Source organism: Microbacterium luteolum (assembly GCF_039533965.1).
Lineage (GTDB): Bacteria > Actinomycetota > Actinomycetes > Actinomycetales > Microbacteriaceae > Microbacterium > Microbacterium luteolum.
The window spans coordinates 128,512-155,508 of record NZ_BAAAUN010000001.1; the positions used below are offsets into that span (position 1 = coordinate 128,512).

Annotated in this window: 25 protein-coding genes and 2 tRNA genes; 22 read left to right on the forward strand and 5 right to left on the reverse strand. The window is 68.1% G+C overall.

Features of this window, described 5'->3' with window-relative positions; translation table 11 throughout:
* Positions 1–28: 28 nt before the first annotated feature.
* Positions 29–271 carry a hypothetical protein gene (locus ABD648_RS00645; RefSeq protein WP_282216825.1) on the reverse strand — a complete coding sequence of 81 codons (243 nt, stop codon included), beginning with the start codon at positions 269–271 and terminating at the stop codon, positions 29–31.
* Between the two features lie 44 nt (positions 272–315).
* Between ABD648_RS00645 and ABD648_RS00650 the strand changes: the two genes are divergently transcribed.
* From ABD648_RS00650 to ABD648_RS00700, 11 genes are all read left to right on the forward strand, one after another.
* Positions 316–759, forward strand: coding sequence for a MarR family winged helix-turn-helix transcriptional regulator (locus tag ABD648_RS00650; protein ID WP_282216826.1), 444 nt, complete (start codon positions 316–318; stop codon positions 757–759).
* A 55-nt stretch (positions 760–814) separates the two neighbouring features.
* Positions 815–3,703, forward strand: coding sequence for an excinuclease ABC subunit UvrA (gene uvrA / locus ABD648_RS00655; protein ID WP_282216827.1), 2,889 nt, complete (start codon positions 815–817; stop codon positions 3,701–3,703).
* Positions 3,703–5,577 carry an excinuclease ABC subunit UvrC gene (uvrC, locus tag ABD648_RS00660; RefSeq protein ID WP_282216828.1) on the forward strand — a complete coding sequence of 625 codons (1,875 nt, stop codon included), beginning with the start codon at positions 3,703–3,705 and terminating at the stop codon, positions 5,575–5,577. Before uvrA ends, uvrC begins: the two co-directional genes overlap by 1 nt.
* Positions 5,578–5,611: 34 nt before the next feature.
* Entirely contained in the window at positions 5,612–6,481 is an 870-nt protein-coding gene (gene rapZ / locus ABD648_RS00665; RefSeq protein WP_282216829.1) for an RNase adapter RapZ, read from the forward strand.
* A 67-nt stretch (positions 6,482–6,548) separates the two neighbouring features.
* Positions 6,549–7,526 (forward strand): DNA-binding protein WhiA, encoded by a 978-nt coding sequence (gene whiA / locus ABD648_RS00670; protein WP_282216830.1) that lies wholly within the window; start codon positions 6,549–6,551, stop codon positions 7,524–7,526.
* A 184-nt stretch (positions 7,527–7,710) separates the two neighbouring features.
* A complete protein-coding gene (locus tag ABD648_RS00675) occupies positions 7,711–8,337 on the forward strand; it encodes a superoxide dismutase (RefSeq protein WP_116636742.1) in 627 nt (208 codons plus the stop codon).
* Positions 8,338–8,440: 103 nt separating this feature from the next.
* Positions 8,441–9,451, forward strand: a complete 1,011-nt coding sequence (gene gap, locus ABD648_RS00680) for a type I glyceraldehyde-3-phosphate dehydrogenase (RefSeq protein WP_282216831.1) — start codon at positions 8,441–8,443, stop codon at positions 9,449–9,451.
* 10 nt (positions 9,452–9,461) lie between these two features.
* Positions 9,462–10,676, forward strand: coding sequence for a phosphoglycerate kinase (locus ABD648_RS00685; protein WP_282216832.1), 1,215 nt, complete (start codon positions 9,462–9,464; stop codon positions 10,674–10,676).
* Positions 10,667–11,458, forward strand: a complete 792-nt coding sequence (tpiA, locus tag ABD648_RS00690; RefSeq protein WP_282216833.1) for a triose-phosphate isomerase — start codon at positions 10,667–10,669, stop codon at positions 11,456–11,458. Before ABD648_RS00685 ends, tpiA begins: the two co-directional genes overlap by 10 nt.
* An 81-nt stretch (positions 11,459–11,539) precedes the next feature.
* Positions 11,540–11,788 (forward strand): preprotein translocase subunit SecG, encoded by a 249-nt coding sequence (gene secG, locus ABD648_RS00695; RefSeq protein WP_029261623.1) that lies wholly within the window; start codon positions 11,540–11,542, stop codon positions 11,786–11,788.
* Positions 11,788–12,141, forward strand: coding sequence for an RNA polymerase-binding protein RbpA (locus ABD648_RS00700; protein ID WP_116636738.1), 354 nt, complete (start codon positions 11,788–11,790; stop codon positions 12,139–12,141). Before secG ends, ABD648_RS00700 begins: the two co-directional genes overlap by 1 nt.
* Positions 12,142–12,212: 71 nt before the next feature.
* Here the strand turns inward: ABD648_RS00700 and ABD648_RS00705 are convergent, their stop codons facing one another.
* Together ABD648_RS00705 and ABD648_RS00710 are read right to left on the reverse strand one after the other, a co-directional pair.
* On the reverse strand, positions 12,213–13,445 hold the full coding sequence (locus ABD648_RS00705; protein ID WP_282216834.1) for a hypothetical protein: 1,233 nt from the start codon (positions 13,443–13,445) through the stop codon (positions 12,213–12,215).
* Between the two features lie 102 nt (positions 13,446–13,547).
* Positions 13,548–13,618, reverse strand: a tRNA-Gly gene (locus ABD648_RS00710).
* A 140-nt stretch (positions 13,619–13,758) separates the two neighbouring features.
* On the opposite strand from ABD648_RS00710, the gene ABD648_RS00715 reads away from it, so the two are divergent.
* The 11 genes from ABD648_RS00715 to ABD648_RS00765 all read left to right on the forward strand — a co-directional run bounded on the left by ABD648_RS00715 (position 13,759) and on the right by ABD648_RS00765 (position 24,264).
* Positions 13,759–13,832, forward strand: a tRNA-Pro gene (locus ABD648_RS00715).
* 62 nt (positions 13,833–13,894) lie between these two features.
* Positions 13,895–15,364: a trigger factor gene (gene tig, locus ABD648_RS00720; RefSeq protein WP_282216835.1), complete on the forward strand. Its 1,470-nt coding sequence runs from the start codon at positions 13,895–13,897 to the stop codon at positions 15,362–15,364.
* A gap of 71 nt (positions 15,365–15,435) precedes the next feature.
* Positions 15,436–15,930: a tetratricopeptide repeat protein gene (locus ABD648_RS00725; protein WP_282216836.1), complete on the forward strand. Its 495-nt coding sequence runs from the start codon at positions 15,436–15,438 to the stop codon at positions 15,928–15,930.
* Positions 15,931–16,009: 79 nt separating this feature from the next.
* Positions 16,010–16,606, forward strand: coding sequence for an ATP-dependent Clp protease proteolytic subunit (locus tag ABD648_RS00730; RefSeq protein WP_116636734.1), 597 nt, complete (start codon positions 16,010–16,012; stop codon positions 16,604–16,606).
* A gap of 20 nt (positions 16,607–16,626) precedes the next feature.
* A complete protein-coding gene (locus tag ABD648_RS00735) occupies positions 16,627–17,268 on the forward strand; it encodes an ATP-dependent Clp protease proteolytic subunit (RefSeq protein WP_282216837.1) in 642 nt (213 codons plus the stop codon).
* A 154-nt stretch (positions 17,269–17,422) separates the two neighbouring features.
* On the forward strand, positions 17,423–18,358 hold the full coding sequence (locus ABD648_RS00740; protein WP_282216838.1) for a sugar-binding transcriptional regulator: 936 nt from the start codon (positions 17,423–17,425) through the stop codon (positions 18,356–18,358).
* A 29-nt stretch (positions 18,359–18,387) separates the two neighbouring features.
* Positions 18,388–19,356, forward strand: coding sequence for a deoxyribose-phosphate aldolase (gene deoC / locus ABD648_RS00745; RefSeq protein ID WP_425561717.1), 969 nt, complete (start codon positions 18,388–18,390; stop codon positions 19,354–19,356).
* A gap of 8 nt (positions 19,357–19,364) precedes the next feature.
* The gene (locus ABD648_RS00750) at positions 19,365–20,807 is read left to right on the forward strand and encodes an aldehyde dehydrogenase family protein (protein ID WP_282216840.1); all 1,443 of its coding nucleotides are present in this window, start codon (positions 19,365–19,367) and stop codon (positions 20,805–20,807) included.
* The gene (locus ABD648_RS00755; protein WP_282216841.1) at positions 20,804–21,655 is read left to right on the forward strand and encodes an aldehyde dehydrogenase family protein; all 852 of its coding nucleotides are present in this window, start codon (positions 20,804–20,806) and stop codon (positions 21,653–21,655) included. Before ABD648_RS00750 ends, ABD648_RS00755 begins: the two co-directional genes overlap by 4 nt.
* A gap of 156 nt (positions 21,656–21,811) precedes the next feature.
* Positions 21,812–23,080: an ATP-dependent Clp protease ATP-binding subunit ClpX gene (gene clpX, locus ABD648_RS00760; protein WP_223627985.1), complete on the forward strand. Its 1,269-nt coding sequence runs from the start codon at positions 21,812–21,814 to the stop codon at positions 23,078–23,080.
* Between the two features lie 74 nt (positions 23,081–23,154).
* Positions 23,155–24,264: an epoxide hydrolase family protein gene (locus tag ABD648_RS00765; RefSeq protein ID WP_282216842.1), complete on the forward strand. Its 1,110-nt coding sequence runs from the start codon at positions 23,155–23,157 to the stop codon at positions 24,262–24,264.
* 16 nt (positions 24,265–24,280) lie between these two features.
* Here ABD648_RS00765 and ABD648_RS00770 read toward each other — a convergent pair whose 3' ends face one another.
* Positions 24,281–24,913: a class I SAM-dependent methyltransferase gene (locus ABD648_RS00770; RefSeq protein ID WP_282216843.1), complete on the reverse strand. Its 633-nt coding sequence runs from the start codon at positions 24,911–24,913 to the stop codon at positions 24,281–24,283.
* A gap of 7 nt (positions 24,914–24,920) precedes the next feature.
* On the reverse strand, positions 24,921–26,972 hold the full coding sequence (locus ABD648_RS00775) for a M3 family metallopeptidase (protein ID WP_282216844.1): 2,052 nt from the start codon (positions 26,970–26,972) through the stop codon (positions 24,921–24,923).
* Positions 26,973–26,997: the final 25 nt, after the last annotated feature.

The following is a 26,997-nucleotide window of genomic DNA, read 5'->3' on the forward strand; positions in this document are numbered from 1 at the left end:
CCCGAGCGCCATGTGGCGACGCGTGAGGCTACGGGCAGTGCACCAGGGTCTTCGGGCCGCTGCGGTCGATCTCGTGCTCCGTCATCGGTGCGCCGCACAACGGGCAGGCGCGCTCGGCGCGTTCCGCCGCGCTGGGCGGGGGAGTCTTCTCGTAGGGGCCGACGGAGGCAGGGCCGGCGAACCGGATGAGGTTGGTGTTCACCCAGGAGTAGAGCCCACCGGCTTCGCGGATGCGAGTGCGAAGAGGAGCGCGGTCGGGGTCGTGTGCCATGTTTATTAGTGTACTAACCATTAGTGTCGATGTATAGTCGCCGTGTGACGGCATCCGATGATCTGCTCCGGCTCGAGAACCAGCTGTGCTTCGCCCTGGTCACCGCGGCACGCAACGTGGTCGCGATCTACCGGCCCATCCTCGAACCGCTCGGGCTCACTCATCCGCAGTATCTCGTGATGCTCGCACTCTGGGAGCGGTCACCGCGCACGCTCAACGATCTCGCGGTCGATCTCGCGCTGGAGCCGGCGACGGCGTCGCCCCTCGTGAAGCGTCTGGAGGCGGAAGGGCTCGTCGTGCGGCAGCGGAGCACCGAAGACGAACGGCGCCTCGAGATCACCCTGACCGCCGCCGGCACAGCACTGCGTGATCGGGCGATCGACGTGCCCCGTCAGGTCATGGCTGCCGTGGGGATGGACGTCACCGAGGTCTCCGCTCTGCGCGACGGTCTCGGCCCCTTCGCCGGGCGCCGTCCCGACCTCGGCTGAGCGTACTCACAGGGTGCGCGGAGCCGATGTCCGTGGCCCCTCGTAGACTTGACCGGTGCCTATTGTCCCCGTTGCCACCCCAGGAAAACTCAGCGTTCGCGGTGCCCGAGTCCACAATCTCAAAAACGTCGACATCGACATTCCGCGCGACTCGCTCGTCGTGTTCACCGGCCTGTCCGGTTCCGGGAAGTCCAGCCTCGCGTTCGACACGATCTTCGCCGAGGGGCAGCGTCGCTACGTCGAATCGCTGAGCGCCTACGCGCGCCAGTTCCTCGGTCAGGTCGATCGTCCCGACGTCGATTTCATCGAGGGCCTGAGCCCGGCGGTGTCGATCGATCAGAAGTCCACGAACCGCAATCCGCGGTCGACCGTCGGCACGATCACAGAGATCTACGACTATATGCGCCTGCTGTGGGCGCGCATCGGCATCCCGCACTGTCCGGAATGCGGCGAGAAGATCCAGCGCCAGACCGTGCAGCAGATCGCCGACCAGCTCATGGAGCTGCCCGAGCGGACGCGCTACCAGATCGTCGCGCCGATCGTCTCCCAGAAGAAGGGCGAGTTCGTCGACCTGTTCCGCGAACTCGGGGCGAAGGGCTACTCTCGCGCGATCGTCGACGGAGACCTCATCCAGCTCGCCGAGCCGCCGACGCTGAAGAAGAGCTACAAGCACGACATCGCCGTGGTCGTCGACCGACTCGTGGCGTCCGACGACATCCTCAGCCGCGTCACCGACTCGGTCGAGACCGCGCTGGGCCTCGCCGGCGGCGTCGTCCAGGTCAACTTCGTCGACGGCGAGGGCGACGACGCCTGGCAGACGTTCTCCGAGAAGCTGGCCTGCCCGAACGGGCACGCCCTCACGCTCACCGAGATCGAGCCGCGCACCTTCTCGTTCAACGCGCCGTTCGGCGCCTGCCCGGCCTGCTCCGGGCTCGGCACGCGCATGTCGGTCGACAGCGACCTGATGCTCGGCGACACCGACCTCTCGATCCGCGAAGGTGTCATCATCCCGTGGACCACGCAGGGCAAGGGCCTGTTCCAGTACTACGAGCGCCTGCTCGAAGGGCTCTCCCGCGACCTCGACTTCTCCCTCGACACGCCCTGGCACAAGCTCCACTCCGATGTGCAGGACGCGGTCCTCCGCGGCGAGAACTACAAGGTGACCGTGAAGTGGAAGAACCGGTACGGGCGCGAGATGCGCTACGCGTCCGGCTTCGAGGGCGTCGTCCCGTACATCGAGCGGCAGTACCTGCAGGCCGAATCCGACACGCAGCGCAGCCGCTGGGGCGAGTACCTCCGCGAGGTGCCGTGCCCCGTCTGCGACGGCAACCGCCTCAAGCCCGAGGTGCTGGCCGTGCAGGTGCACGGCCACTCGATCGCCGAGGTCTCGCACCTGAGCCTCTCCGATGCCCGGTCGTTCATGGAGACGCTCACGCTGACCGACCGTGAGGCGCAGATCGCCGCGCAGGTCCTCCGCGAGATCCGTCTCCGCCTCGACTTCCTTCTCCAGGTCGGGCTCTCGTACCTCAACCTCAGCCGGTCGGCAGGTTCGCTCTCCGGAGGCGAGGCGCAGCGCATCCGTCTCGCGACGCAGATCGGCTCCGGGCTCACCGGCGTCCTCTACGTCCTCGACGAGCCCTCCATCGGCCTGCACCAGCGCGACAACCGCCGTCTCATCAACACGCTCATCAAGCTCCGCGACCTCGGCAACACGCTCATCGTGGTCGAGCACGACGAGGAGACCATCGAGGCGGCCGACTGGGTCGTCGACATCGGTCCCGGCGCCGGCGTCAACGGCGGCGCCGTCGTGCACTCGGGGCCGTACTCCGCCCTGCTCAACGACAGCGAGTCGATGACGGGGCAGTACCTTTCGGGACGTCGCGAGATCCCGATGCCGAAGAAGCGCCGGAAGATCGACAAGAAGCGCATGCTCAGCGTCGTCGGCGCCCGTGCCAACAACCTGCAGAACGTCACGGCCGACTTCCCGCTCGGCGTGCTGACCGCCGTCACCGGGGTCAGCGGCTCGGGCAAGTCGTCGCTCGTCAACGACATCCTGTACCAGGTGCTGGCCTCGCGCCTGAACGGTGCGCGCACGGTTCCCGGCAAGCACACGCGTGTGACGGGGCTCGACAACCTCGACAAGGTCGTGCACGTCGACCAGGCGCCGATCGGCCGCACGCCGCGGTCGAACCCGGCGACCTACACCGGTGTGTTCGACCGCATCCGAACGCTCTTCAGCGAGACGCCGGAGGCGAAGGTCCGCGGGTATCTTCCCGGACGTTTCAGCTTCAACGTCAAGGGCGGGCGCTGCGAGGCGTGCTCGGGTGACGGCACGATCAAGATCGAGATGAACTTCCTGCCCGATGTGTACGTCGACTGCGAGGTGTGCCACGGCAAGCGGTACAACCGCGACACGCTCTCCGTGCACTACAAGGGCAATAACATCGCCGAGGTGCTCGAGATGCCGATCGAGGAGGCTGCTGACTTCTTCGAGCCGATCCAGGCCATCCACCGCTACATGAAGACGCTCGTCGACGTGGGGCTGGGCTACGTCCGGCTCGGCCAGTCGGCGACGACGCTCTCCGGCGGTGAGGCGCAGCGCGTCAAGCTCGCGACCGAGCTCCAGCGCCGCAGCAACGGACGCAGCATCTACGTGCTCGACGAGCCGACGACGGGACTCCACTTCGAAGACGTCCGCAAGCTGCTCGAAGTGCTCAACGGCCTCGTCGACAAGGGCAACACGGTGATCGTCATCGAGCACAACCTCGATGTGATCAAGTCGGCCGACTGGGTGATCGACCTGGGACCAGAGGGCGGATCGGGCGGTGGGCAGATCATCGCCACCGGCACCCCGGAGCAGATCGCACGCGTCGAGGAGAGCCACACCGGGCTGTTCCTCGGCGAGATCCTGGGTGAGGGGCGCGCAGCGCGGAAGGCCAGCTGATGGCAGACGTCCTGCCGTACAAGCCGCGGACGGGGGAGATCCCGACCGATCCGGGCGTGTACCGGTTCCGCGACGCCGACGGACGCGTGCTCTACGTGGGCAAGGCGAAGAATCTGCGGCAGCGGCTGTCGAACTACTTCGCTCCGCTGCGCACGCTGCACGAGCGCACCCGCCGCATGGTCACCACGGCCTCTTCGGTCGAGTGGACGGTCGTGCCGACCGATGTCGACTCGCTCCAGCTCGAGTACATGTGGATCAAGGAGTTCGATCCGCCCTTCAACGTGCGCTACAAGGACGACAAGTCGTATCCGTTCATGGCGGTGACGCTCGCCGACGAGGCACCGCGAGTGATCGTCACGCGCAACCGCAAGATCCCCGGCGCGCGCTACTTCGGCCCGTTCCCCAAGGTCTGGGCGGTGCACGAGACCATCGACCTGATGATCAAGGCGTTCCCGATCCGCACGTGCAGCGACGCGAGCTACAAGCGCGCGATGCAGACCGGGAGGCCCTGCTTCCCGGGGCAGATCGGCAAGTGCGGCGGTCCGTGTTCGATGACGGTGACGATCGAGGAGCACCGCGCCATGGTCGACGACTTCGTCGCCTTCATGGCCGGCGGAGACGAGCGGTTCACCCGTGAGCTCACCAAGCGGATGCTGGCGGCCTCCGCCGCGATGGACTACGAGGCGGCGGCGAAGTACCGCGACAAGCTCGGTGCCATCGAGGCGGTGCTCGGCAAGAGCGCGCTGGTGCTCCAGCCCGACGAGGACGCCGACCTGTTCGGCATCGCCGAGGACGAGCTGGCGGCCGCGGTGCAGCACTTCGTGATCCGCGGTGGTCGCGTCCGCGGAGTGCGCGCGATGACGATCGAGAAGGAGATCGACATCACGACCGCGGAACTCGTGGACCAGGTGCTGCAGCGTGCCTACGGCGATGCGCAGGATGTGCCGCGTCGCATCCTCGTGCCGACCCTTCCGGATGACGCCGCGGAGCTCGAGGTGTGGCTGCGCGAGCGCCGGGGCAAGAAGACCGAGATCGCCGTGGCGCAGCGCGGGCAGCGCGCCGACCTGATGCGCACCGCGACGCTCAACGCGCAGCAGGCCCTCATCCGCTACAAGACACGGCGCACCAGCGACTACGTCGCGCGCACCCAGGCCCTGACCGACCTGCAGAGCGCACTGGGCATGAGTGAGGCGCCGCTGCGCATCGAGTGCTTCGACATCTCGCACCTCGGTGGCACGAACGTCGTCGCGTCGATGGTGGTCTTCGAGGACGGGCTCCCTCGCAAGGACCAGTACCGGTCGTTCGGGATCCCCGAGACCACCGACGACACCGACTCGATGTACCAGGTGCTGCGTCGGCGCCTCGCCTATCTCGACCGTCCGGAGGAGCCGGTGGAGGAGCCCGGCGAGGAGGGCGTTGTGCGGCGGAAGCCGCGGTTCGCCTACCCGCCGCAGCTTCTGCTCGTGGACGGTGGCCAGCCGCAGGTCGAGGCGGCTGCGCGCGCGCTCCGCGACGCCGGACACACCGAGATCGCCGTCTGCGGCATCGCCAAGCGCCTGGAGGAGGTGTGGCTCCCCGGCGATGACTTCCCGGTGATCCTGCCCCGCACCAGTGAGGCTCTCTACCTCCTGCAGTGGCTGCGCGACGAAGCGCATCGATTCGCGATCACGCACCAGCGCAAGAAGCGTCGAGGCGACATCACGACGGTGCTCGCCGAGGTGCCGGGACTCGGCGCCTCGCGGATCAAGGTGCTCCTCAAGCACTTCGGCTCCGTCACGGCGCTGCGCGCTGCGCAACCCGACGAGATCCTCGAAGTCCAGGGAATCGGTCCCGTGCTCGCGCAGAACATCCACACGCACCTCTCCACTCGCTAGGCTGGAAGGCGAGGGGGAGAGGGAGAGCAGAGCAATGACTGGGGACAAGGGCGAGTTTCTCATCGTCACGGGGATGTCGGGCGCCGGCAGGACCACGGTGGCGAACGCCCTCGAGGATCTCGGCTGGTATGTCGTCGACAACCTCCCTCCGCAGATCCTTCGCCCGCTGCTCGACCTCACCGACATGGGCGGCAACGCGCTGCCCAAGGTGGCAGCGGTGGTCGACGTCCGCGGACGCAACCTCTTCGACGACTTCCCCGGCGTCGCGCGCGCTCTCCGCTCCCGCGGTTCGGTGCGCGTTCTCTTCCTCGATGCCTCGGACGACGTACTGGTGCGGCGATTCGAGTCCGTGCGGCGACCGCATCCGCTCCAGGGCGATGGCACGCTGCTCGACGGCATCCGCATCGAGCGCACACGGCTGGCGCCGATCCGCGAGGCCGCTGACCTCGTCATCGACACCTCCACGCTCAACATCCACCAGCTCGCGACCCAGGTGTCGGACATCTTCTCCGAAGAGGGCGAGGCCCGGCACCGCGTCACCCTCCTCAGCTTCGGGTTCAAGTACGGGCTCCCGACCGACGTCGACATCGTCGCCGACATGCGGTTCCTCCCCAACCCGTTCTGGAACGAGGAGCTGCGCGGTCTGACCGGCCAGGACGAGACGGTCCGCGACTACGTCCTCTCGCGAGACGGCGCGATGGAGTTCCTCGACGCCTACTCCACGGCGCTGGTCCCCGTTCTGGAGGGCTATCAACGCGAGAACAAGAGCCACTCCACGATCGCGATCGGCTGCACCGGCGGCAAGCACCGCTCCGTCGCGATGTCGGAGGAGCTCGCGCGCAGGCTCGCCGCGATTCCCGGCGTGGCCGTCAATGTCCGTCATCGGGACCTCGGCAGAGAGTAGTCGGTCGCCCGGCCGAGTAGGCTGGACGTTTGCGTCGCGATCCGGCGCGTGAACGTGAAGGAGTGTCGTGGCACTAACCACCGACGTCAAGGCTGAGCTGGTCAGCATCCGCAACGCACCTCCCACGGTGCGCGTCGCCGAGGTGACCGCGATCCTCCGGTTCGCCGGTGGCCTGCATTCGATCGCCGGCCGTGTGGCTGTGGAAGCAGAAGTCGACGCCGAGACGCTCGCGCGTCGCGTCGCCAGGGACCTCGCCGAGATCTACGGCGTGCGCCCCGAGATCGCCCAGGTGCAGTCGAGCACGGCGAACGACGGCGCCCGTTGGGCTGTGCGCGTGATCACGCAGGGCGAGACCCTCGCCCGCCAGACCGGGCTGCTCGACCAGCGCCGTCGTCCCGTACGCGGGCTTCCCAACCGTCTGACCACCGGCTCTCGTGCCGAGGTCGCCGGCCTGTGGCGCGGCGCCTTCCTCGCGGCGGGAACGCTCAGCGAGCCGGGCCGCTCGGCGATGCTCGAGGTGGTGTGCCCCTCGAGTGAAGCGGCGATGGCACTCGTCGGCGCCGCCCACCGTCTCGGTGTGGCCGCCAAGGCCCGGGAAGTGCGTGGCATGCCTCGCGTGGTGGTGCGCGAAGGCGAAGCCATCCGGACGATCCTCAACGAGATGGGCGCGCAGAAGACCGCGATCACGTGGGAGGAGCTGCGTCAGCGCCGCGAGGTGCGTGCCGGCGTCAACCGCCTGGTGAACTTCGACGACGCGAACCTGCGCCGCTCGGCCCAGGCCGCCGTCGCCGCGTGCGCGCGCGTGGAACGGGCCCTCGAGATCCTCGCGGACGAGGTCCCCGATCACCTGAAGGTCGCCGGAGAGCTGCGCCTCGCGCATCGCGACGCGAGCCTCGACGAGCTCGGTCACCACGCGGATCCGCCCCTGACGAAGGATGCCGTCGCCGGTCGCATCCGCCGCCTGCTGGCGATGGCCGACAAGCGCGCGCAGCAGGAGGGCATTCCCGGCACCGAGGCTGCCGTGCCGGTCGGCCTCGACGGCTGACCCCGATTCACGAAAGACCCGCCGCCGGTGCTCCCGGAGGCGGGTCTTTCGTCATATGGCGGAAGGTTCTGGTCCGGCCCCGCGTTGTCGTCAGTAGGATGAGTTACGTCCGCTCTACGCCGCACATCGGTGGCGCGGAGGATCGGCAAGCGCCGCGGCGCGGCGCGGATTGGATGAATGCGATATGGCGATTTACACGCTCCCCGACCTTCCCTACGACTTCGCAGCGCTCGAGCCGCACATCAGCGGCAAGATCATGGAACTCCACCATGACAAGCACCACGCGACCTACGTCGCCGGAGCCAACACGGCTCTGGAGCAGCTCGCCGAAGCCCGTGAGAGCGGCAACCTCGCGAACGTCAACAAGCTCGAGAAGGACCTCGCCTTCAACCTGGGCGGTCACGTCAACCACTCGATCTTCTGGACGAACCTGTCGCCGAACGGCGGAGGACAGCCCGAGGGTGAGCTGAAGGCCGCCATCGACGAGTACTTCGGCTCGTTCGAGAAGTTCCAGGCGCACTTCACGGCAGCGGCCACCGGCATCCAGGGCTCCGGCTGGGCCGTGCTCAGCTGGGACTCGATCGGCTCGCGCCTGATCATCCAGCAGCTCTTCGACCAGCAGTCGAACACGGCACAGGGCACGATCCCGCTGTTCCAGCTGGACATGTGGGAGCACGCCTTCTACCTGGACTACCTCAACGTCAAGGCGGATTACGTCAAGGCGGCGTGGAACATCGCCAACTGGGAGAACGTCGCCCAGCGCCTCGAGGTCGCCCGCAAGCAGACGAACGGCCTGCTGGTACTGTCGTAATCAAGACGGGCGTCCCGACGGACATCTGGCCCGTCGGGACGCCGTTGTCCATGCTTGTCTAGTTGAAACCGCGCGTATGCGCACGAGAAATCAGGAGACCTTAGTGTCTGTCAAGATCGGTATCAACGGCTTCGGCCGCATCGGACGCAACTACTTCCGCGCGGCTCTCGCGCAGGGAGCAGACCTCGAGATCGTCGCGGTCAACGACCTCACCGACAACAAGACCCTCGCGCACCTGCTGAAGTACGACTCGGTCGGCGGCGTCCTCGACGCCGAGATCAGCTACGACGACGACAGCATCACCGTCAACGGCAAGGCCATCAAGGCGTTCGCCGAGCGCGACCCCGCCAACCTCCCGTGGGGCGAGCTGGGTGTCGACATCGTCATCGAGTCGACCGGCTTCTTCACCAAGGCCGAGGCCGCCAAGAAGCACATCGACGCCGGCGCGAAGAAGGTCCTCATCTCGGCTCCCGGCACGGGTGTCGACGGCACGTTCGTGATGGGCGTGAACGAGGACACGTACAACCCGGAGACGGATCACATCATCTCCAACGCCTCGTGCACCACGAACTGCCTCGCGCCGCTCGCGCAGGTCTTCAACGACGCGTTCGGCATCGACCGCGGCTTCATGATGACGGCTCACGCGTACACGGCCGACCAGAACCTGCAGGACGGCCCGCACAGCGACCTCCGTCGTGCTCGCGCCGCCGCGATCAACATCACCCCGGCGTCGACCGGTGCGGCCAAGGCCATCGGCGAGGTCCTCCCCGAGCTGCAGGGCAAGCTCAGCGGCTCGTCGTACCGCGTTCCGGTTCCCACCGGCTCGATCGTCGACCTCACGCTGATCACCGACCGCACGGACCTGACGGTCGACGAGGTCAACGAGGCGTACAAGAAGGCGGCGGCTGACGGCCGTCTTGCCGGCTACCTCCAGTACAACGCCGACCAGATCGTCTCGAGCGACATCGTGCACAACCCGCACTCGTCGATCTTCGACTCGACCCTCACCAACGTGAGCGGCAACCTGGTCAAGGTCTCGAGCTGGTACGACAACGAGTGGGGCTACTCCAACCGTCTGGTCGACCTGACCGAGTACGTCGCCGAGCGTCTCTGAGCTCTGACACATGACTCTGCGCACCCTGGACACACTGGGTTCGCTCGAGGGCAAGCGCGTCATCGTCCGTTGTGATCTGAACGTCCCCCTGCGGGACGGGGTCATAACGGACGATGGCCGTGTACGCGCCTCGCTGCCGACTCTCAACGCACTCATCAACGCGGGCGCCCGCGTCGTCGTGTGCTCCCACCTCGGCCGCCCCGACGGCGCGCCCGACCCCCAGTACAGCCTCGAGCCGGTGGCTCAGCGGCTGTCCGAGCTGCTCGGCGCTCCGGTCGCGTTCGCACGCGACACGGTCGGCGAGTCGGCACAGGACGCCGTGGCCTCGCTCGAGGACGGCGGGGTCGTCGTCATCGAGAACCTGCGGTTCAACGCGGGGGAGACCGCGAAGGACGACGCCACGCGCGCCGCTTTCGCCGCCGAACTCGCATCGCTGGGCGACGTGCTCGTCTCCGACGGCTTCGGCGTCGTGCACCGCAAGCAGGCGAGCGTTTACGAGCTCGCCGAGCTGCTGCCCTCGGCCGCCGGTCTGCTGATCGAGACCGAGCTCGACGTGCTCGACCGCCTCACCGAGAAGCCGGAGCGTCCGTACGCGGTCGTCCTCGGCGGCTCGAAGGTCAGCGACAAGCTCGGCGTGATCTCGCACCTGCTGCCGCGCGTCGACCGGATCCTCGTCGGCGGCGGAATGCTGTTCACCTTCCTCAAGGCGCAGGGTCACGACGTGGCCTCCAGCCTTCTGGAGGAGGACCAGCTCGAGACGGTCCGCGGTTACATCGCGGAGGCTGCCGAGCGCGGCGTGGAGTTCGTGCTCCCGACCGACGTCGTGGTCGCTGCTGCGTTCAGCGCGGATGCCGCGCACGAGACCGTCTCCGCCGACGCGATCGAGTCGACGGCCTTCGGTGCGTCCGGCATCGGACTCGACATCGGTCCGGAGACGGCTGCCCGGTTCGCCGAGGTCATCCGCGGGTCGAAGACGGTGTTCTGGAACGGCCCGATGGGCGTGTTCGAGTTCCCGGCGTTCGCGGCCGGAACCAAGACGGTCGCGCAGGCGCTCACCGAGGTCGACGGCCTCAGCGTCGTCGGTGGCGGCGATTCCGCGGCTGCCGTGCGCCAGCTCGGCTTCACCGACGACCAGTTCGGTCACATCTCGACCGGTGGCGGCGCAAGCCTCGAGTTCCTCGAGGGAAAGAAACTACCCGGCCTGGAGGTGCTCGGATGGGCATAGCGACCCGTACCCCGCTGATCGCGGGCAACTGGAAGATGAACCTGGACCACCTGCAGGCGGTCGCGTTCGTGCAGAAGCTGCACTGGACGCTCAAGGACGCCAAGCACGAGGACGGATCCGTCGAGGTGGCGGTGTTCCCGCCGTTCACCGACATCCGCAGCGTGCAGACGCTGATCGACGCGGACAAGATCCCGTTCGCCCTCGGCGCGCAGGATGTTTCGGCGCACGATTCCGGCGCGTACACGGGTGAGATCTCCGGCGCGTTCCTGGCGAAGCTCGACGCGAAGTACGTCATCATCGGACACTCCGAGCGTCGCGAGTACCACGCCGAGTCGGACGAGGTCGTCGCCGCCAAGGTGCAGGCGTCGCTCAAGCACGGGCTCGTCCCGGTCATCTGTGTCGGCGAGACCGCGGAGGACCTGGAGAAGTTCGGTGCCAGCGCGGTCCCCGCCGGTCAGCTCGAGGCAGCGCTCCAGGGCGTGTCGCCGAAGGCCGACATCGTGGTGGCGTACGAGCCCGTCTGGGCCATCGGCTCCGGACAGGCCGCGACGCCGCAGCAGGCGCAGGACGTCTGCGCGGCGCTCCGCACCGTCATCGCGAAGGTCCTCGGGGATGACGCGGCCGCGCGCACCCGAATCCTCTACGGCGGCTCGGTGAAGTCGGCGAACATCGCCAGCTTCATGCGGGAGCCCGATGTGGACGGTGCCCTGGTCGGCGGCGCGAGCCTCGTCGTCGACGAGTTCGCCGCGATCATCCGCTTCGAGAAGCACGTCGGCGTGTGAGTGCGGCGGGGCTCCGGCCCCGCTGCACCGTATACTTGACCGTTACGGGGGCGCACGTGCCCCAGCGAAAGGCTCTTTCTCGTGGCAATTCTCGAGTTCGTCCTGCAGGTCGTGCTGGGTATCACCAGCGTCCTGCTGACCCTCCTCATCCTCTTGCACAAGGGTCGCGGTGGCGGCCTCTCCGACATGTTCGGCGGAGGGATGACCTCGGCGGTCGGCTCTTCCGGTCTCGCGGAGCGGAACCTGAACCGCTTCACCGTCGTCCTTGCGCTGACCTGGTTCGTCGCCATCGTCGCGCTCGGACTCATCACGAAGTTCGAGGTGATCTGATGGCTACCGGTGGTAACGCCATTCGCGGAACCCGTGTCGGTTCCGGCCCCATGGGGGAGCAGGACCACGGCTACCATGCCGACCGCATCGCGGTGTCGTACTGGGACGGTCTCGGCAACGAGACGGTCCGCTACTTCGCCGCGGGTCTCCCCGAAGAGGAGATCCCGGAGACCATCGACCACCCGCAGTCGGGACTGCCGGCCGGTCGCGACAAGGAGAATCCTCCTGCCCTCGCGAAGGCCGAGCCCTACAAGACGCACCTCGCCTACGTGAAGGAGCGTCGCACCGACGAGGAAGCCGTCCAGCTCCTCGAGGACGCGCTCACGCAGCTGCGCGAGCGTCGGGGCCAGTGAGCTCCTGAACTGACATCGAAGAAGCCGCCGCGAGAGATCGCGGCGGCTTCTTCCGTCTCAGCGGCAGCCGCTCAGCGGCATCCCGCTGCGGCGTCGATGTAGCTCTGCGGCGGGTAGCCGTACGCCCACACCCCGTTGGCGTCGTCGGTGTACCCCATGCTGATGGCCCATGCGGTCGCCCACTTCTCGATGCTGTCCTGCGTCGACGAGTCGTACATGTCCTCGCACTTCACGCTGATCGCGTGTCCCACTTCGTGCGCGACGAGTGCCCTGCTGCGATCGGCCGGCCACTGCTCGGCCACCGAGTCGGACAGCTGGATGACGGAGCGGCCGGGCTCGTCCCACCACCATGTGGTGTACCCGCCCATGCTGCCGTTGAACCCGGCGCCGTTGACGACAGGGGCCCAGTCGAACTCCAGCAGCACCCCCGGGGCGAGGGCTCGTGCGAACGCCTCGATCTCGAGCCGGGCGTTCATCAGGGGGCCGGACTTCTCGGCCAGCTCCTCGTTCTCTGTGGCGACGACCTGCGCGGCCGCACTCTGGAGACTCGTGTACGTGCTCACCGCGGCATCGTCGATCGTGGTCGTGGCGATCGCCGCGGCAGCCGCGTCGCGCAGATCGATCACCGCGTCATTGCGTGCGGAGATGTGGGCCGCCTCGAAGGCGACGGCCGCCTCGCCCGCAGCGGTCAGGAGCGCGACTCCGCTCTCCGTGACCGCGTCGGAGGAGGTGAGGACGTCTGCCGCTTCGGCCAGGAGGTCGTCGGCGAGGTCCACGGCCTCGTCGCGCTTCTCGTCGAGTCGAGTGGTCGCACCGAACAGCTCCCAGAACCAGGTGGGCTTCGCTCCGGCCGGTGAGACCTCCGTCGCGATCAGTGCGTCAGCCTCCGCCACGGCCTTCTCGGCCTCGGTGACGGCGCCGGCGAGGGCCTGTTCCGTCTCCGGCGGCGCGACGATGGCCTCGTTCTCGCCGGCGATGATCAGGCCCGCGGCATCCGCGACGCTCTGAAGATCGGCATTCTCCGCACGGAGCTGGCTCTTCTCGCTGCTCGCAGCGGCGACGGCATCCGCATGGTCGTCTGCCGCAGCGTCGTAGCCGAGGCTGGCGGAGACCTGGGTGATCGCGAGTGCGGCGATGACGGCGGCGCCGCCGACCAGGCCGAGGACGAGACCCGTGCGCTTCTTCCGGGGCGTGCGCGGGGGAGCGGTCGCCGGTCCTGCACTGCCGAACGACGTCGAGAGCCGGTGTCCGCCGAGGAGGACGGGGGCCGGCGCGTCAGCGCCGTGCGGGGGGAGAGCGGTCACGTCGTCCTCATTCGATCGGCCTCACGTTCGAAACTGCATGCATCGGCACTGCCAGGGTATGCGAGAAGGCCCCCACCGTGCGGTGAGGGCCTTCTGGAAGCGAGGGGCTGACGGGAATCGAACCCGCATCATTAGTTTGGAAGACTAAGGCTTTACCACTAAGCTACAGCCCCGAATCCCGGTGCACTTCTACAGGATCAGTGACCCGGGGATCGGACCGGAATCGGAACTCCGGCGTGATCGATCATACCGGACCGTGAGGGGTGCTCCCGTCCGTTAGACTCGATGGGGCTGAATCTGCGCGCGGATTCCCCGGGGCGTAGCTCAGCTTGGTAGAGCGCCCGCTTTGGGAGCGGGAGGTCGCAGGTTCAACTCCTGTCGCCCCGACACGGCATCTTCAGCCTGACAGCCGCGTTCACTCGCGGAGACAACAAGGAGAACACACCAGCATGGCGAACAGCACCGTCGAGAAGCTGACCCCGACCCGGGTCAAGCTCAGCATCACGGTCACCCCGGACGACCTCAAGCCGAGCATCGCTCACGCCTACGAGCACATCGCTCAGGACGTCCAGATCCCCGGCTTCCGCAAGGGCAAGGTCCCGGCCCCGATCATCGACCAGCGCATCGGTCGCGGCGCGGTCATCGAGCACGCCGTCAACGAGGGCCTCGACAAGTTCTTCCGCGAGGCGAGTGCAGAGCACAAGCTGCGCGTCGTCGGGCGCCCCGCGGCCGACATCACGCAGTGGCCAAACGAGAAGGACTTCTCGGGCGACCTGCTCGTCGACGTCGAGGTGGACGTGCGCCCCGACATCGAGATCCCGTCCTACGACGGCATCACCGTGACCGTCGACGCCGTCGAGGCCGATGAGGCCGCGCTCGACGCCGAGCTCGAGAACATGCGCGCCCGCTTCGGCACGCTCGTCCCGGTCGACCGTCCCGCCGCGAAGGGCGACTTCGTCGACCTCGACCTCGTCGCCACGATCGACGGCGCCGAGATCGACCGCGCCGAGGGCGTGTCGTACGAGCTCGGCTCCGGCGAGCTGCTCGAGGGCATCGACGACGCCATCGAGTCGCTCACCGCGGGTGAGGACACCACGTTCCGCTCGGCTCTCGTGGGCGGCGACCACGCCGGTTCCGAGGCCGAGGTCTCGGTGACCGTCAAGGCGGTCAAGGAGCGCGAGCTCCCCGAGGCCGACGACGACTTCGCGCAGATCGCCAGCGAGTTCGACACCATCGCCGAGCTCCGCGCGAGCCTCGCCGAGCGCGTCGCCCAGCAGGGCGTCTTCACGCAGGGTTCCGCCGCTCGCGACAAGCTCGTCGAGGCGCTGCTCGAGCAGATCGAGATCCCCGTCCCGCCGCAGCTCATCGAGGACGAGGTGCACAACCACCTCGAGGGCGAAGGCCGCCTCGAGGACGACGTGCACCGCGCCGAGGTCACCGAGGCGAGCGAGAAGCAGTTCCGCACGCAGGTGCTGCTCGACACGATCGCCGAGCAGGCCGACGTGCAGGTCTCGCAGGAGGAGCTCAGCCAGTACCTCATCCAGTCCGCATCGCAGTACGGCATGGCTCCGCAGGAGTTCGTCGAGGCGCTGCAGTCGTCCAACCAGCTGCCCGCGCTCGTCGGCGAGGTCGCCCGCAACAAGGCCCTCGCGATCGCGCTCGGCAAGGTGAAGGTCGTCGACAGCAACGGCAAGCCCGTCGACCTGTCGGACTTCATCGTCACGGACGACGAGGCTGAGGCGGCTGACGAGGCTCCGGCGGAGGAGAAGCCCGCGAAGAAGGCTCCTGCGAAGAAGCCTGCTGCCAAGAAGGCTCCCGCGAAGAAGGTCGACGACGCCGAGGCTGCGGAGAAGCCCGCTGCCAAGAAGCCCGCCGCCAAGAAGGCTCCGGCCAAGAAGGCGGCCGACAAGGCCGAGTGATCGGACACGATCCAGTGAAGAGGGCGGATGCTGCGGCATCCGCCCTCTTTTCGAATCAACGGGAGGCGATCATGAAGACCTGGGACGAGCGGATCGACGACGTCTGGGCGGATGCCAGTGGCGAAGAGGTCGGCGACGACACGATCGCACGCATCGACGCCCTCGCGGCCGAACGCGGAGCGGATGACGGCAGAGCCGAGTTCGAGCGGGCGGGTGCGCGGGACTCGGCGGGCCTCCCGGCCGAGGCCGTCGTCCTGTACCGACGCGCCCTGGCACTCGGGCTGGATGAGGCGCACCGCCCGCAGTGCGTGATCCAGCTGGCGAGCTCGCTGCGGAACCTGGGTGAGTTCGACGACGCCCTCGCGGTGATCCGTGCGGAGGAGGGGCTGTCGGCCGACGGTCCGTACCGCGATGCGGTCGCGGCCGTGCATGCCCTCATCCTCGCCAGTGCCGGCCGGCCCGCGCAGGGCCTCTCGGTCGCGCTTCTCGCGCTGGTGCCGCACCTCCCGCGCTACCACCGCTCGATGACCGCCTACGCGCACGAGATCGCGGACTCCGACACCTGATATGCCGACGGCGAACACGGCCTGGGTGCCGCGCCGACGCCGGTAGATTCGAAGCACGAACACGGAAACAGGAGCTGAAATGGCTGCAGAACCCCTTGTCGCGACGAGCGTCTTCGACAGGCTGCTGAAGGATCGCATCATCTGGCTTGGTTCAGAGGTGCGTGACCAGAACGCCAACGAGATCTGCGCGAAGATCCTTCTTCTCGCCGCGGAAGACTCAGAGAAAGACATCTACCTCTACATCAACTCGCCCGGTGGCTCGATCACCGCGGGCATGGCGATCTACGACACCATGCAGTTCGTGCCGAATGACATCGTCACCGTCGGCATCGGCATGGCCGCGTCGATGGGTCAGCTCCTGCTGACGAGCGGCACCAAGGGCAAGCGCTACATCACCCCGAACGCGCGCGTCCTGCTGCACCAGCCGCACGGCGGGTTCGGCGGCACGTCGAGCGACATCCAGACGCAGGCGCAGCTCATCCTCTCGATGAAGAAGCGCCTCGCGGAGATCACGGCGGGTCAGACCGGCAAGTCGGTCGAGCAGATCAACGCCGACGGTGACCGCGACCGCTGGTTCACCGCCGAGGAGGCCCTCGAGTACGGCTTCGTCGACCACATCCGCGAGCACGCCAGCGATGTGACCGGCGGCGGCGGCACCGCGGACGACGCAGAGTAATCCGGATTCGAGAGGACACCATGTACACCCCCACTTTCCAATCCGCAGGCAACCTGCCGTCCAGCCGCTACGTGCTCCCGCAGTTCGAGGAGCGCACGGCCTACGGCTTCAAGCGCCAGGACCCGTACAACAAGCTCTTCGAAGATCGCGTGATCTTCCTGGGCGTGCAGGTCGACGACGCGTCCGCCGACGACGTGATGGCGCAGCTCCTCGTCCTGGAGAGCCAGGACGCCGAGCGCGACATCACGATGTACATCAACTCGCCCGGTGGCTCGTTCACGGCCATGACGGCGATCTACGACACGATGCAGTACGTCGCGCCGCAGATCCAGACCGTCGTGCTCGGACAGGCGGCTTCGGCCGCGGCCGTGCTGCTGGCGGCCGGTGCGCCGGGCAAGCGTCTCGCGCTCCCGAACGCCCGGGTGCTGATCCACCAGCCCGCGATGGGCGAGGCCGGCCAGGGCCAGGCATCCGACATCGAGATCCAGGCGGCGGAGATCCTCCGCATGCGCACCTGGCTCGAGGAGACGATGGCCGCTCACACGGGCAAGCCCGTCGAGCAGGTCAACCGCGACATCGACCGCGACAACATCCTCTCGGCCGCGCAGGCGCTCGAGTACGGCATCGTCGACCAGGTGCTCACCACGCGCAAGCGCGCCTGAGCAGCTCGACTCCGCAGGGGCGTCCGTCATCACGACGGGCGCCCCTTCGTCGTTCCCTCCGGATGTGCAACCACTGGTGGAGCGATTGCTCATATGAGCAACACCGTGCGCGAACGCGGATCAGGGCCTACTCTGGAAGAGGAAGGAGGATGCCGTGGAAGACGATCTGCTCATGGTCCGCGTCGCTGAGCTGTACTACGACGAGGACAAGACACAGGACGAGATCGGCGGACTCCTCAAGGTCTCCCGGTGGAAGGTCGGCCGGCTCCTGACGCAGGCGCGCGAACGCGGCATCGTCCGCATCGAGATCGTGCACCCTCGCGCACGGCGCCTCGGCCTCGAGCGTCTGCTCGTCGAGCGCTTCGGGCTGGCCGACGCGGTCGTCGTGCCCGCTCCCGACGGCGACGACGGCACGCTGGAGCGCGTCGCCCAAGCGGCCGCCGACTTCCTCTCCGCCCTCCGGCCGGCACCGCGCACGCTGGGCGTGAGCTGGGGCCGCACGCTCCGGGCGGTCGCCGAGGCGCTCCCCGACGGCTGGGCCAACGGCGTCACCGTCGTGCAGCTCAACGGCGGAGTCAGCCTGAACAGGCGATCCGGCGGCGCCGCGGGCCTCGCCGTGACGATCGCGCAGCGCGCATCCGGACAGGTGTCACTGCTGCCGAGCCCCGCGATCCTCGAGCGCGTCGAGACCAAGCAGGCGATCGAGTCCGACCGCACGGTCGCGGCGATCCTCGAGGAGGCCGCAGACGCACAGGCGTTCCTCTTCACCGCCGGACCCTGTGACGCGACATCCGCCCACGTCGAGAACGGCTACCTCACCGCGGAGGACGTCGAAGAGCTCGCACGAAGGGGTGCGGTCGGCGACGTCCTCGGACGCTACGTCGATGCCGAGGGCAACATCGTCGACTCGCAGCTCGACGCCCGCACCGTCGGCGTCTCGCTCGACCGTCTGCGCGGGGCGAAGCGCGCGATCTTCGTCACCGCGGGCCCCGCCAAGCACGACATCGCGCGTACAGTCGTGACCAGCGGCCTGTGCGGCGTTCTGGTGACCGATGAGACCACAGCACGAGCATTGTTGGAGGAACAGTGACGACCAAAGAACTCAGCCGCAGAGCGGCGGTGGACGTCCTCGGCGGTGAGCCGGACGACGCCACCCTCCGACGCTTCCTGCACGGGCTTCCGGGCGTCGACGCCGTCGGCCTGGAGCAGCGGGCCGCCGGACTCGGCACGCGATCGATCAAGACCACGTCGAAGGCGTGGGCGCTCGACACGATCATCAAGCTGATCGACCTCACCACGCTCGAGGGTGCAGACACTCCCGGCAAGGTGCGCTCGCTCGTCGCGAAGGCGAAGAGCCCGGATGCCGCGGATGCGTCGACTCCCCGGGTCGCGGCCGTCTGCGTTTATGGCGACATGGTCGGCGACGCGGTCACCGCGCTCGGCAGTCTCCACGGAGACCCCGACGACGGGCTGATCTCGGTCGCCGCCGTGGCCACCGCGTTCCCCAGCGGACGCTCGTCGCTGGCGATCAAGCTCGCCGACACGGCCGAAGCGGTCGCCGCCGGAGCCGACGAGATCGACATGGTCATCGACCGCGGGGCATTCCTCTCCGGGCGCTACGGTCTTGTCTTCGACCAGATCGCCCAGGTGAAGGAGGCCTGCCGCCGCGAGGACGGCTCGTACGCCTCGCTCAAGGTGATCCTCGAGACCGGCGAGCTCAACACCTACGACAACATCAAGCGCGCGTCGTGGCTCGGCATCCTGGCGGGCGGCGACTTCATCAAGACCTCGACCGGCAAGGTCCAGCCCGCGGCCACGCTGCCCACCACGCTGCTCATGCTCGAGACCGTGCGCGACTGGTACCGCGGCACGGGCGAGAAGATCGGCGTGAAGCCCGCCGGCGGCATCCGCGCATCGAAGGACGCCGTGAAGTACCTCGTCACGGTCGCCGAGACGGTGGGGGAGGAGTGGCTCCAGCCGCACCTGTTCCGCTTCGGCGCGTCGAGCCTGCTCAACGATGTGCTCCTGCAGCGTCAGAAGCTCAGCTCCGGCCACTACTCCGGCCCCGACTACGTCACGATCGACTAGGAATCCCCATGTCATTTCTGGAATACGCTCCGGCACCGGAGTCGAAGGCGATCCTGAACCTCAAGGACAGCTACGGACTGTTCATCGACGGCGAGTTCGTCGATGGCTCAGGCACGAGCTTCAGCACCATCTCGCCCTCGGATGAGACGCGCATCGCCGAGATCGCCACGGCGGATGACGGCGACGTCGACCGCGCCGTCGCCGCGGCTCGCCGCGCCTACGAGAAGACCTGGTCGAGGATGAGCGGGCGCGACCGCGGCAAGTACCTCTTCCGCATCGCCCGCCTCGTGCAGGAGCGGGCCCGCGAGCTCGCCGTCGCCGAGAGCCTCGACAACGGCAAGCCCATCAAGGAGAGCCGCGACGTCGACGTTCCGCTCGTCGCCTCCTGGTTCTTCTACTACGCGGGGTGGGCGGACAAGCTCGACCACGCGGGGCTCGGCGCGAATCCCCGTGCGCTGGGCGTCGCCGCGCAGGTGATCCCGTGGAACTTCCCGCTGCTGATGCTCGCGTGGAAGCTCGCCCCGGCCCTGGCCGCCGGCAACACGGTCGTGCTGAAGCCGGCCGAGACCACGCCGCTGACCGCCCTGATCTTCGCGGAGATCCTGCAGCAGGCCGACCTTCCTGCCGGTGTCGTGAACATCGTGACGGGCGCCGGCGCGACCGGCGCGACCCTCGTGCGCCACCCCGACGTCGACAAGGTGGCCTTCACCGGTTCCACCGGCGTCGGCCGCGACATCGCCAAGGCCGTCGCCGGCACGAAGAAGAAGCTGACGCTCGAGCTCGGCGGCAAGGCCGCCAACATCGTCTTCGACGACGCGCCCATCGACCAGGCGGTCGAGGGCATCGTGAACGGCATCTTCTTCAACCAGGGTCACGTCTGCTGCGCAGGCAGCAGGCTGCTGGTGCAGGAGTCGATCCACGACGAGGTCATCGACCGGCTCAAGAACCGCTTGTCGACGCTGCGCCTCGGTGATCCGCTCGACAAGAACACCGACATCGGTGCGATCAACTCGGCGGCTCAGCTCGCCCGCATCCGGGAGCTCAGCGATATCGGCGAGGCCGAGGGTGCGGAGCGCTGGACCGCGGACTGCGTCATCCCGGAGAAGGGGTTCTGGTTCGCGCCGACGATCTTCACCGGCGTCGAGGCATCGCATCGCATCGCCAGGGACGAGGTGTTCGGGCCGGTGCTCTCGGTGCTGACCTTCCGCACCCCGGCCGAGGCGATCGCCAAGGCGAACAACACGCCGTACGGGCTCTCCGCCGGCATCTGGTCGGACAAGGGGTCGCGCATCCTCGCGGTCGCCGATCGTCTGCGCGCCGGAGTGATCTGGGCGAACACGTTCAACCGTTTCGATCCGTCGAGCCCGTTCGGCGGCTACAAGGAGTCCGGATACGGCCGCGAAGGCGGACGTCAGGGCCTCACCGCCTACCTCAAGGGAGCCGCAGCATGAGCAAGCGTCTGACCGTGCCGAAGACGTACAAGCTCGCGATCGGCGGGGCGTTCCCGCGGAGCGAGTCGGGCCGGACCTACGAGGTGCTGTCGCCGAAGGGCGCGTTCCTGGCCAACGCCGCGCAGGGATCCCGCAAGGATGCCCGCGACGCCGTGGTCGCCGCGCGCGCCGCCGTCAAGGGCTGGTCGGGTGCGACCGCCTACAACCGCGGACAGGTGCTGTACCGGGTCGCCGAGGTGCTCGAGGGGCGCCGTGCGCAGTTCATCGACGAGATCGTCGCCCAGGAGGGCGGATCCTCGTCGGCCGCTGCCGCGCAGGTCGACGAGGCGATCGACCTCTGGGTCTGGTACGCCGGCTGGTGCGACAAGTACGCGCAGGTCGCCGGAAACGCGAACCCCGTCTCGGGTCCGTACTTCAACATCTCGGTGCCGGAGCCGACCGGCGTCGTCGCGATCGTCGCGCCGCAGGACTCGGCGCTGCTGGGCCTGGTCTCGGTCGTCGCACCTGCGCTCGTCGCAGGCAACGCCGTCGTGGTGATCGCGAGCGAGCAGCATCCGCTCTCCGCCATCAGCCTCGCCGAAGTGCTTGCTACCAGCGATGTGCCCGGGGGAGTCGTCAACGTCCTCACCGGCTCGCCGGCTGAGATCGCGCCGTGGCTCGCCTCGCACCAGGACGTGAACGCGCTCGATCTTGCCGGAGCGGGCGATTTGGACTGGGTCGACATGCAGATCGCCGCGGCCGAGACGCTGAAGCGCGTCCTCGCGCCGGGAGAGGTCGTCGCCTCGCCCGAGCGCATCGGCGCCTTCACCGAGGTCAAGACCGTCTGGCACACGAAGAGCATGGTCTGATCCGAGACGACCGGAGGGGGGGTGCGCAGTGACTGCGCACCCGGCCTCTCGTCGTCTCGGGTCGTTGCCAGACCGGTACGCGCCAATGCGGCCCTGTGTCGTACGCAGAGGTTAGGCTCGAAGAACGATCTCTGGATCCCCCATAGGAGGACGCGCATGGCCCGTATCGGTGAAAGCGCTGACCTGTTCAAGTGCTCATTCTGCGGAAAGAGTCAGAAGCAGGTGCAGCAGCTCATCGCTGGCCCCGGTGTGTACATCTGCGACGAGTGCGTCGAGCTGTGCAACGAGATCATCGAGGAGCGGATGGCCGAGTCGTCCGCCGAGGGCGTCGCGGAGTTCGATCTGCCGAAGCCGCGGGAGATCTTCTCGTTCCTCGAGGAGTACGTGGTCGGGCAGGAACCCGCGAAGCGCGCACTGGCCGTCGCCGTGTACAACCACTACAAGCGCGTCCGCGCGCACGGCACCCTCCAGACGGCGGAGCAGAAGGCCGAAGAGGTCGAGATCGCGAAGAGCAACATCCTCCTGATCGGACCGACCGGCTGCGGCAAGACCTACCTCGCGCAGACCCTCGCCAAGCGTCTCAACGTGCCGTTCGCGGTCGCCGACGCGACCGCGCTGACCGAGGCGGGTTACGTCGGCGAAGACGTCGAGAACATCCTCCTCAAGCTCATCCAGGCCGCGGACTATGACGTCAAGCGCGCCGAGCAGGGCATCATCTACATCGATGAGGTCGACAAGATCGCCCGCAAGGCCGAGAACCCGTCGATCACACGCGACGTGTCGGGCGAGGGCGTGCAGCAGGCGCTGCTCAAGATCATCGAGGGCACGGTCGCCTCGGTTCCGCCGCAGGGCGGTCGCAAGCACCCGCACCAGGAGTTCCTGCAGATCGACACGACGAACGTCCTGTTCATCGTCGCCGGTGCGTTCGCCGGTCTCGAGGACATCGTCTCGGCGCGCGTCGGAAAGCACGGCATCGGCTTCGGTGCTCCTCTGCACGACAAGACCAAGGACCTCGACCTGTTCAGCGAGGTGCTGCCCGAGGACCTGCACAAGTTCGGACTCATCCCGGAGTTCATCGGTCGACTGCCCGTCGTGACGAACGTCTCGCCGTTGGATCAGGACGCGCTGATGGAGATCCTCACGGGTCCCCGCAACGCCCTGGTCAAGCAGTACCAGCGCATGTTCGAGCTCGACGGCGTCCAGCTCGAGTTCGACGAAGAGGCGCTGCGATCGATCGCCGACCTCGCCGTCGATCGCAAGACCGGCGCCCGCGGCCTCCGCGCCATCCTGGAAGACGTGCTCGGTCCGATCATGTTCGAGATCCCTTCTGCCGAAGACGTCGCGAAGGTCATCGTGACCCGCGCCGCCGTCGACGAGGGTGCACCGCCCACCATCGTGATGGAGCGCAAGCGCAAGAGCGCGTGAGTCCGGCCCGCGGCGACGAGCCGCGGGAGCGTCCAGCCGTCCGGGATGTCGGTGGCCACGCGTAGCGTCACGCCATGCGCAGCTTCCAGATAGCGATCCCGGACGACGTCATCGACGACCTTCGTGCGCGGCTCGCGCGAACTCGGCTGCTGCCGGACTCGCCTCGTCGCCCAGAGGCGGGCCTGTCCGCCGAGTACCTCCGTGCGCTCGTCGACAGCTGGGCGGACTTCGACTGGCGGGCTCGCGAGCGATCGCTGAACGAGAATCCGCAGTACCTCGCCGACGTCGACGGCACCGACATCCACTTCGTCCACCTTCCGTCCGATCGGCCCGAAGCGCCCGTACTGCTCGTCATGCACGGGTGGCCCCACACGTTCGCTCTCCAGCTCGAGTTCGCGCGGTTGCTGCCGGACTTCCACGTCGTGGTTCCGAGCCTCCCGGGGTTCGGCTTCTCCGCGCCGTTCGACGGCACGCTGACCGAGCGCGTGATGGCAGAACTCATGCACACGCTCATGACGGACGTGCTCGGGTATCAGCACTACCTCACCTACGGCGAAGACGTCACCGCCAACGTGAGCGACCTCATCGCCGCGAGCCACCCGGAGGCGGTGCAGGGGATACTCGCGACCCACGCGCACTTCGGCACCTCGGAGGAACGCGACGCTCTGGAGGAACCGGAGGCGCGAGCGTTCTTCGACGCACTCGCCGCCCGTGGCGGGCCGCATGGTGCCTACGGGCACATCCAGGCGACGCGCCCCGACACGCTCGCCGTCGGGCTCAACGATTCTCCCGCCGGCCTGCTCGCATGGCTCACCGAGAAGCTCGTCGAGTGGAGCGACACGCCCACTGCGCAGCCGGAGCTGGTCGAGCGACGGATCTCGCGCGACCGGATTCTCACCGAGGCGACGATCTACTGGGCGACACAGAGCATCGCAACGTCCTTTCGCCCCTACTTCGACGGCGGTGGCGACGAGCGGATCCCCCCGGTCGAGGTGCCGGCGGCTGTCGCGATCCAGACGCACGAACACGACTACCCGGAGAGCGTCGCCCGCGCGTACTATCGCGACCTGCGCTCCTTCGATCGGATGCCGGAGGGAGGGCACTTCGCTGTCGCCGAAGTCCCGCAGGCGATGGCGGAGCGGATGCGCGCCTTCGCGCGCGGGCTCGGGCTACTCGCGGTGTGATGTCAGGAGGCGCGGATCAGCTCAGGGCAGCATCCGCGACGAGTTCCGCGATGAGCAGCTCGTCGGTTCCGTCGCTCCAATCCCGGTGGCGCCGCATCGTGAAGCCGTAGCTCCCGAAGGTCTCGGCGAGGCGCGTGGTGCTCGAGTAGGGCTCGTGGTCGCGGTCATAGGGCCTGTCGGCCGTGGAGGCCTCGGGAGCGCCGTGTCCGGACGTGTCGATCTTGCGGAAGGTCGCGGTGACGAGACGCCCGCCGGGCCGCAGAAGCCGGCGCCACTCCGCGGCCGCTCCGGCGACCTCGGGAATGATGTGCAGCGCTGTCACGCAGGTGATCAGGTCGACGGATCCCGAGGGGAGCGGGATCGCGGAGGCTTCCGCCTCGATCCACCGGGCTTTCGGTAGGTGCGACCGTGCGACGTCCAGCATCCCGGCGGAGATGTCGACGCCGATGAGGTGCGGATCGGCGGCCCTCGACGCGATCTCCCGGAGCACGAGACCGGTGCCGGTGGCGACATCCAGAACGACGTCCGCCTCGGACAGGTCGAGGAACTCGGCCGTCGCCGCGGCGACCGAGCGATGCATCGCGCTCTCGTCGTAGCGGGAGGCACGCGCGTCGAAGGCGTCGCTGATCAGGCGCAGCGGGTCCTGCATGCGCGTCTCAGGCCTCGAGGCCGCGACGCGTCAGCAGCGGCCCGATCTCGGCGTCGCGGCCGCGGAAGTCACGGTATGCCTCGAGGGGGTCCTTCGAACCTCCCACACCCAGGAGCCGGTCGCGGAAGCGGTCACCGTTCTCGCGGGTCAGGCCGCCGTTCTCGCGGAACCACTCGACGGCGTCGGCGTCGAGCACCTCGCTCCAGATGTACGAGTAGTACCCCGCGCTGTATCCGCCCGAGAAGACGTGCGCGAAGTACGTGGACGAGTAGCGGGTGGGAACCACCGGGTCGTCGAGACCGATGTCGGCGAGCGCCGCCGCTTCGAAGGCCGCGACGTCGTCGATCTCGGTCGCGGTCCCGATCCGGTGCCACGCCTGATCGAGCCATGCGGCGGCCAGGTACTCACTGGTCGCGTGTCCCTGGTCGAACGTCTCGGTGGCCAGGAGACGCTCGACGATCGCGGGATCCAGCGGCTCCCCGGTCTCGTGGTGCCGCGCGTAGTTGTCGAGGACCTCGGGCCAGAGGATCCACATCTCGTTCACCTGACTCGGGAACTCGACGAAGTCGCGGAACACGTTCGTCCCGGCGAAGTGCGGGTAGGTGACGGTCGCGAACAGGCCGTGCAGCGCATGCCCGAACTCGTGGAACAGCGTCGTGACCTCGTCGAGCGTCAGCAGCGTGGGCTCGCCGTCGCCGGGCAGCGGAACGTTCAGGTTGTTCACGACCACCGGCGCCGTGCCACGCAGCCGCGACTGGCTGACGATCGGATTCATCCACGCGCCACCGCGTTTGGCGTCACGGGTGTAGAGATCGAGGATGTAGAGCCCGAGGGCGCTCCCATCGGCGTTGCTCACCTCGAACACGCGCGCACCGGGGTGGTAGGCCACGAGATCGCGGCGCTCTGCGAACGTGACGCCGAACAGGCGCTCCGCGGCGAAGAAGACGCCGTCCTGCAGGACCCGCTCGGCCTCGAACCAGGGTCGCAGCGCCCCGGAGTCGATGTCGTAGCGGGCGGTGCGCACCTTCTCGGTGTAGAACGCCCAGTCGTGCGCCTCCACGGGGAAGGGCGCCGCTTCGGTCTCGTCGACGATCGCCTGCAGGGCCTCGCGCTCGGCGGCGGCGTTCCGCGCCGAAGGGGCGGCGAGTCGGCGCAGCATCCGCTCGACCGCCTCCGGGGTGCCGGCGGTCTCGTCCGCGGTGACGTAGGCCGCGTGCGACTCGTACCCGAGGAGGTGGGCGCGCTCGGCGCGCAGGCGGACGATCTCGGTGAGGATCGGACGGTTGTCGTTCGCATTGTCGCGCGAGGCGCGTTCCCGCGACGCGGCCATGATGCGGCGGCGCGACTCCCTGTCGCGCAGTTGCGCGAGGTACGGGTGGCCGGTGAAGAGGGGGAGGGCGATCAGGAAGCCGCCGTCCAGGTCGCGCTCCTGTGCGGCGCGGGCCGCCGCGGAGAGCTCTCCCGCGCTCAGCCCGTCGAGCTCCTCGGCGGAGTCGAAGACCACGGCGAGGTCGTTCGTGTCGTTGAGGAGGTTCCGTTCGAACGTGTTGCTCAGGGTCGACAGCTGCTGATTGAGCAGGGTCAGCCGGGCCTTCGCCTCGTCGTCGAGTCCGGCGCCCGCGTGCGTCATCTCCCGGTGGTGCCGCTCGACCAGATAGCGCTGCTCTGCGTCGAGTTCGAGATGCTCGAGCTGGTCATCCACCTGCTGCACGCGCCAGTACAGCGCGCTGTCGAGCGCGACCGCATCCTGGTGGGCGGCCATGAGCGGAGCGAGCTGCTCGTCGACCGCCTGGATCGCCGGCGTCGCATCGGCCGAGCTCACGGTGTAGAACGCGTGCGACACGCGATCCAGCAGTTCGCCCGATCGTTCGAGCGCCTCGATGGTGTTCTCGAAGGTCGGCATCGAGCGCACCATGGTGATGCGGGAGACCTCGCGAAGGTGCTCATCGAAGGCCGCGCGGAATGCGGGGAGGTAGTGCTCGGGGCGGATCGCGCGGTAGTCGGGAAGCCCGTAGGGGAGTGCAGACGGCTGGAGCAGCGGGTTCGAGGCGTCGGTCATCCTCCGAGCCTAGCCATCGGTGGGG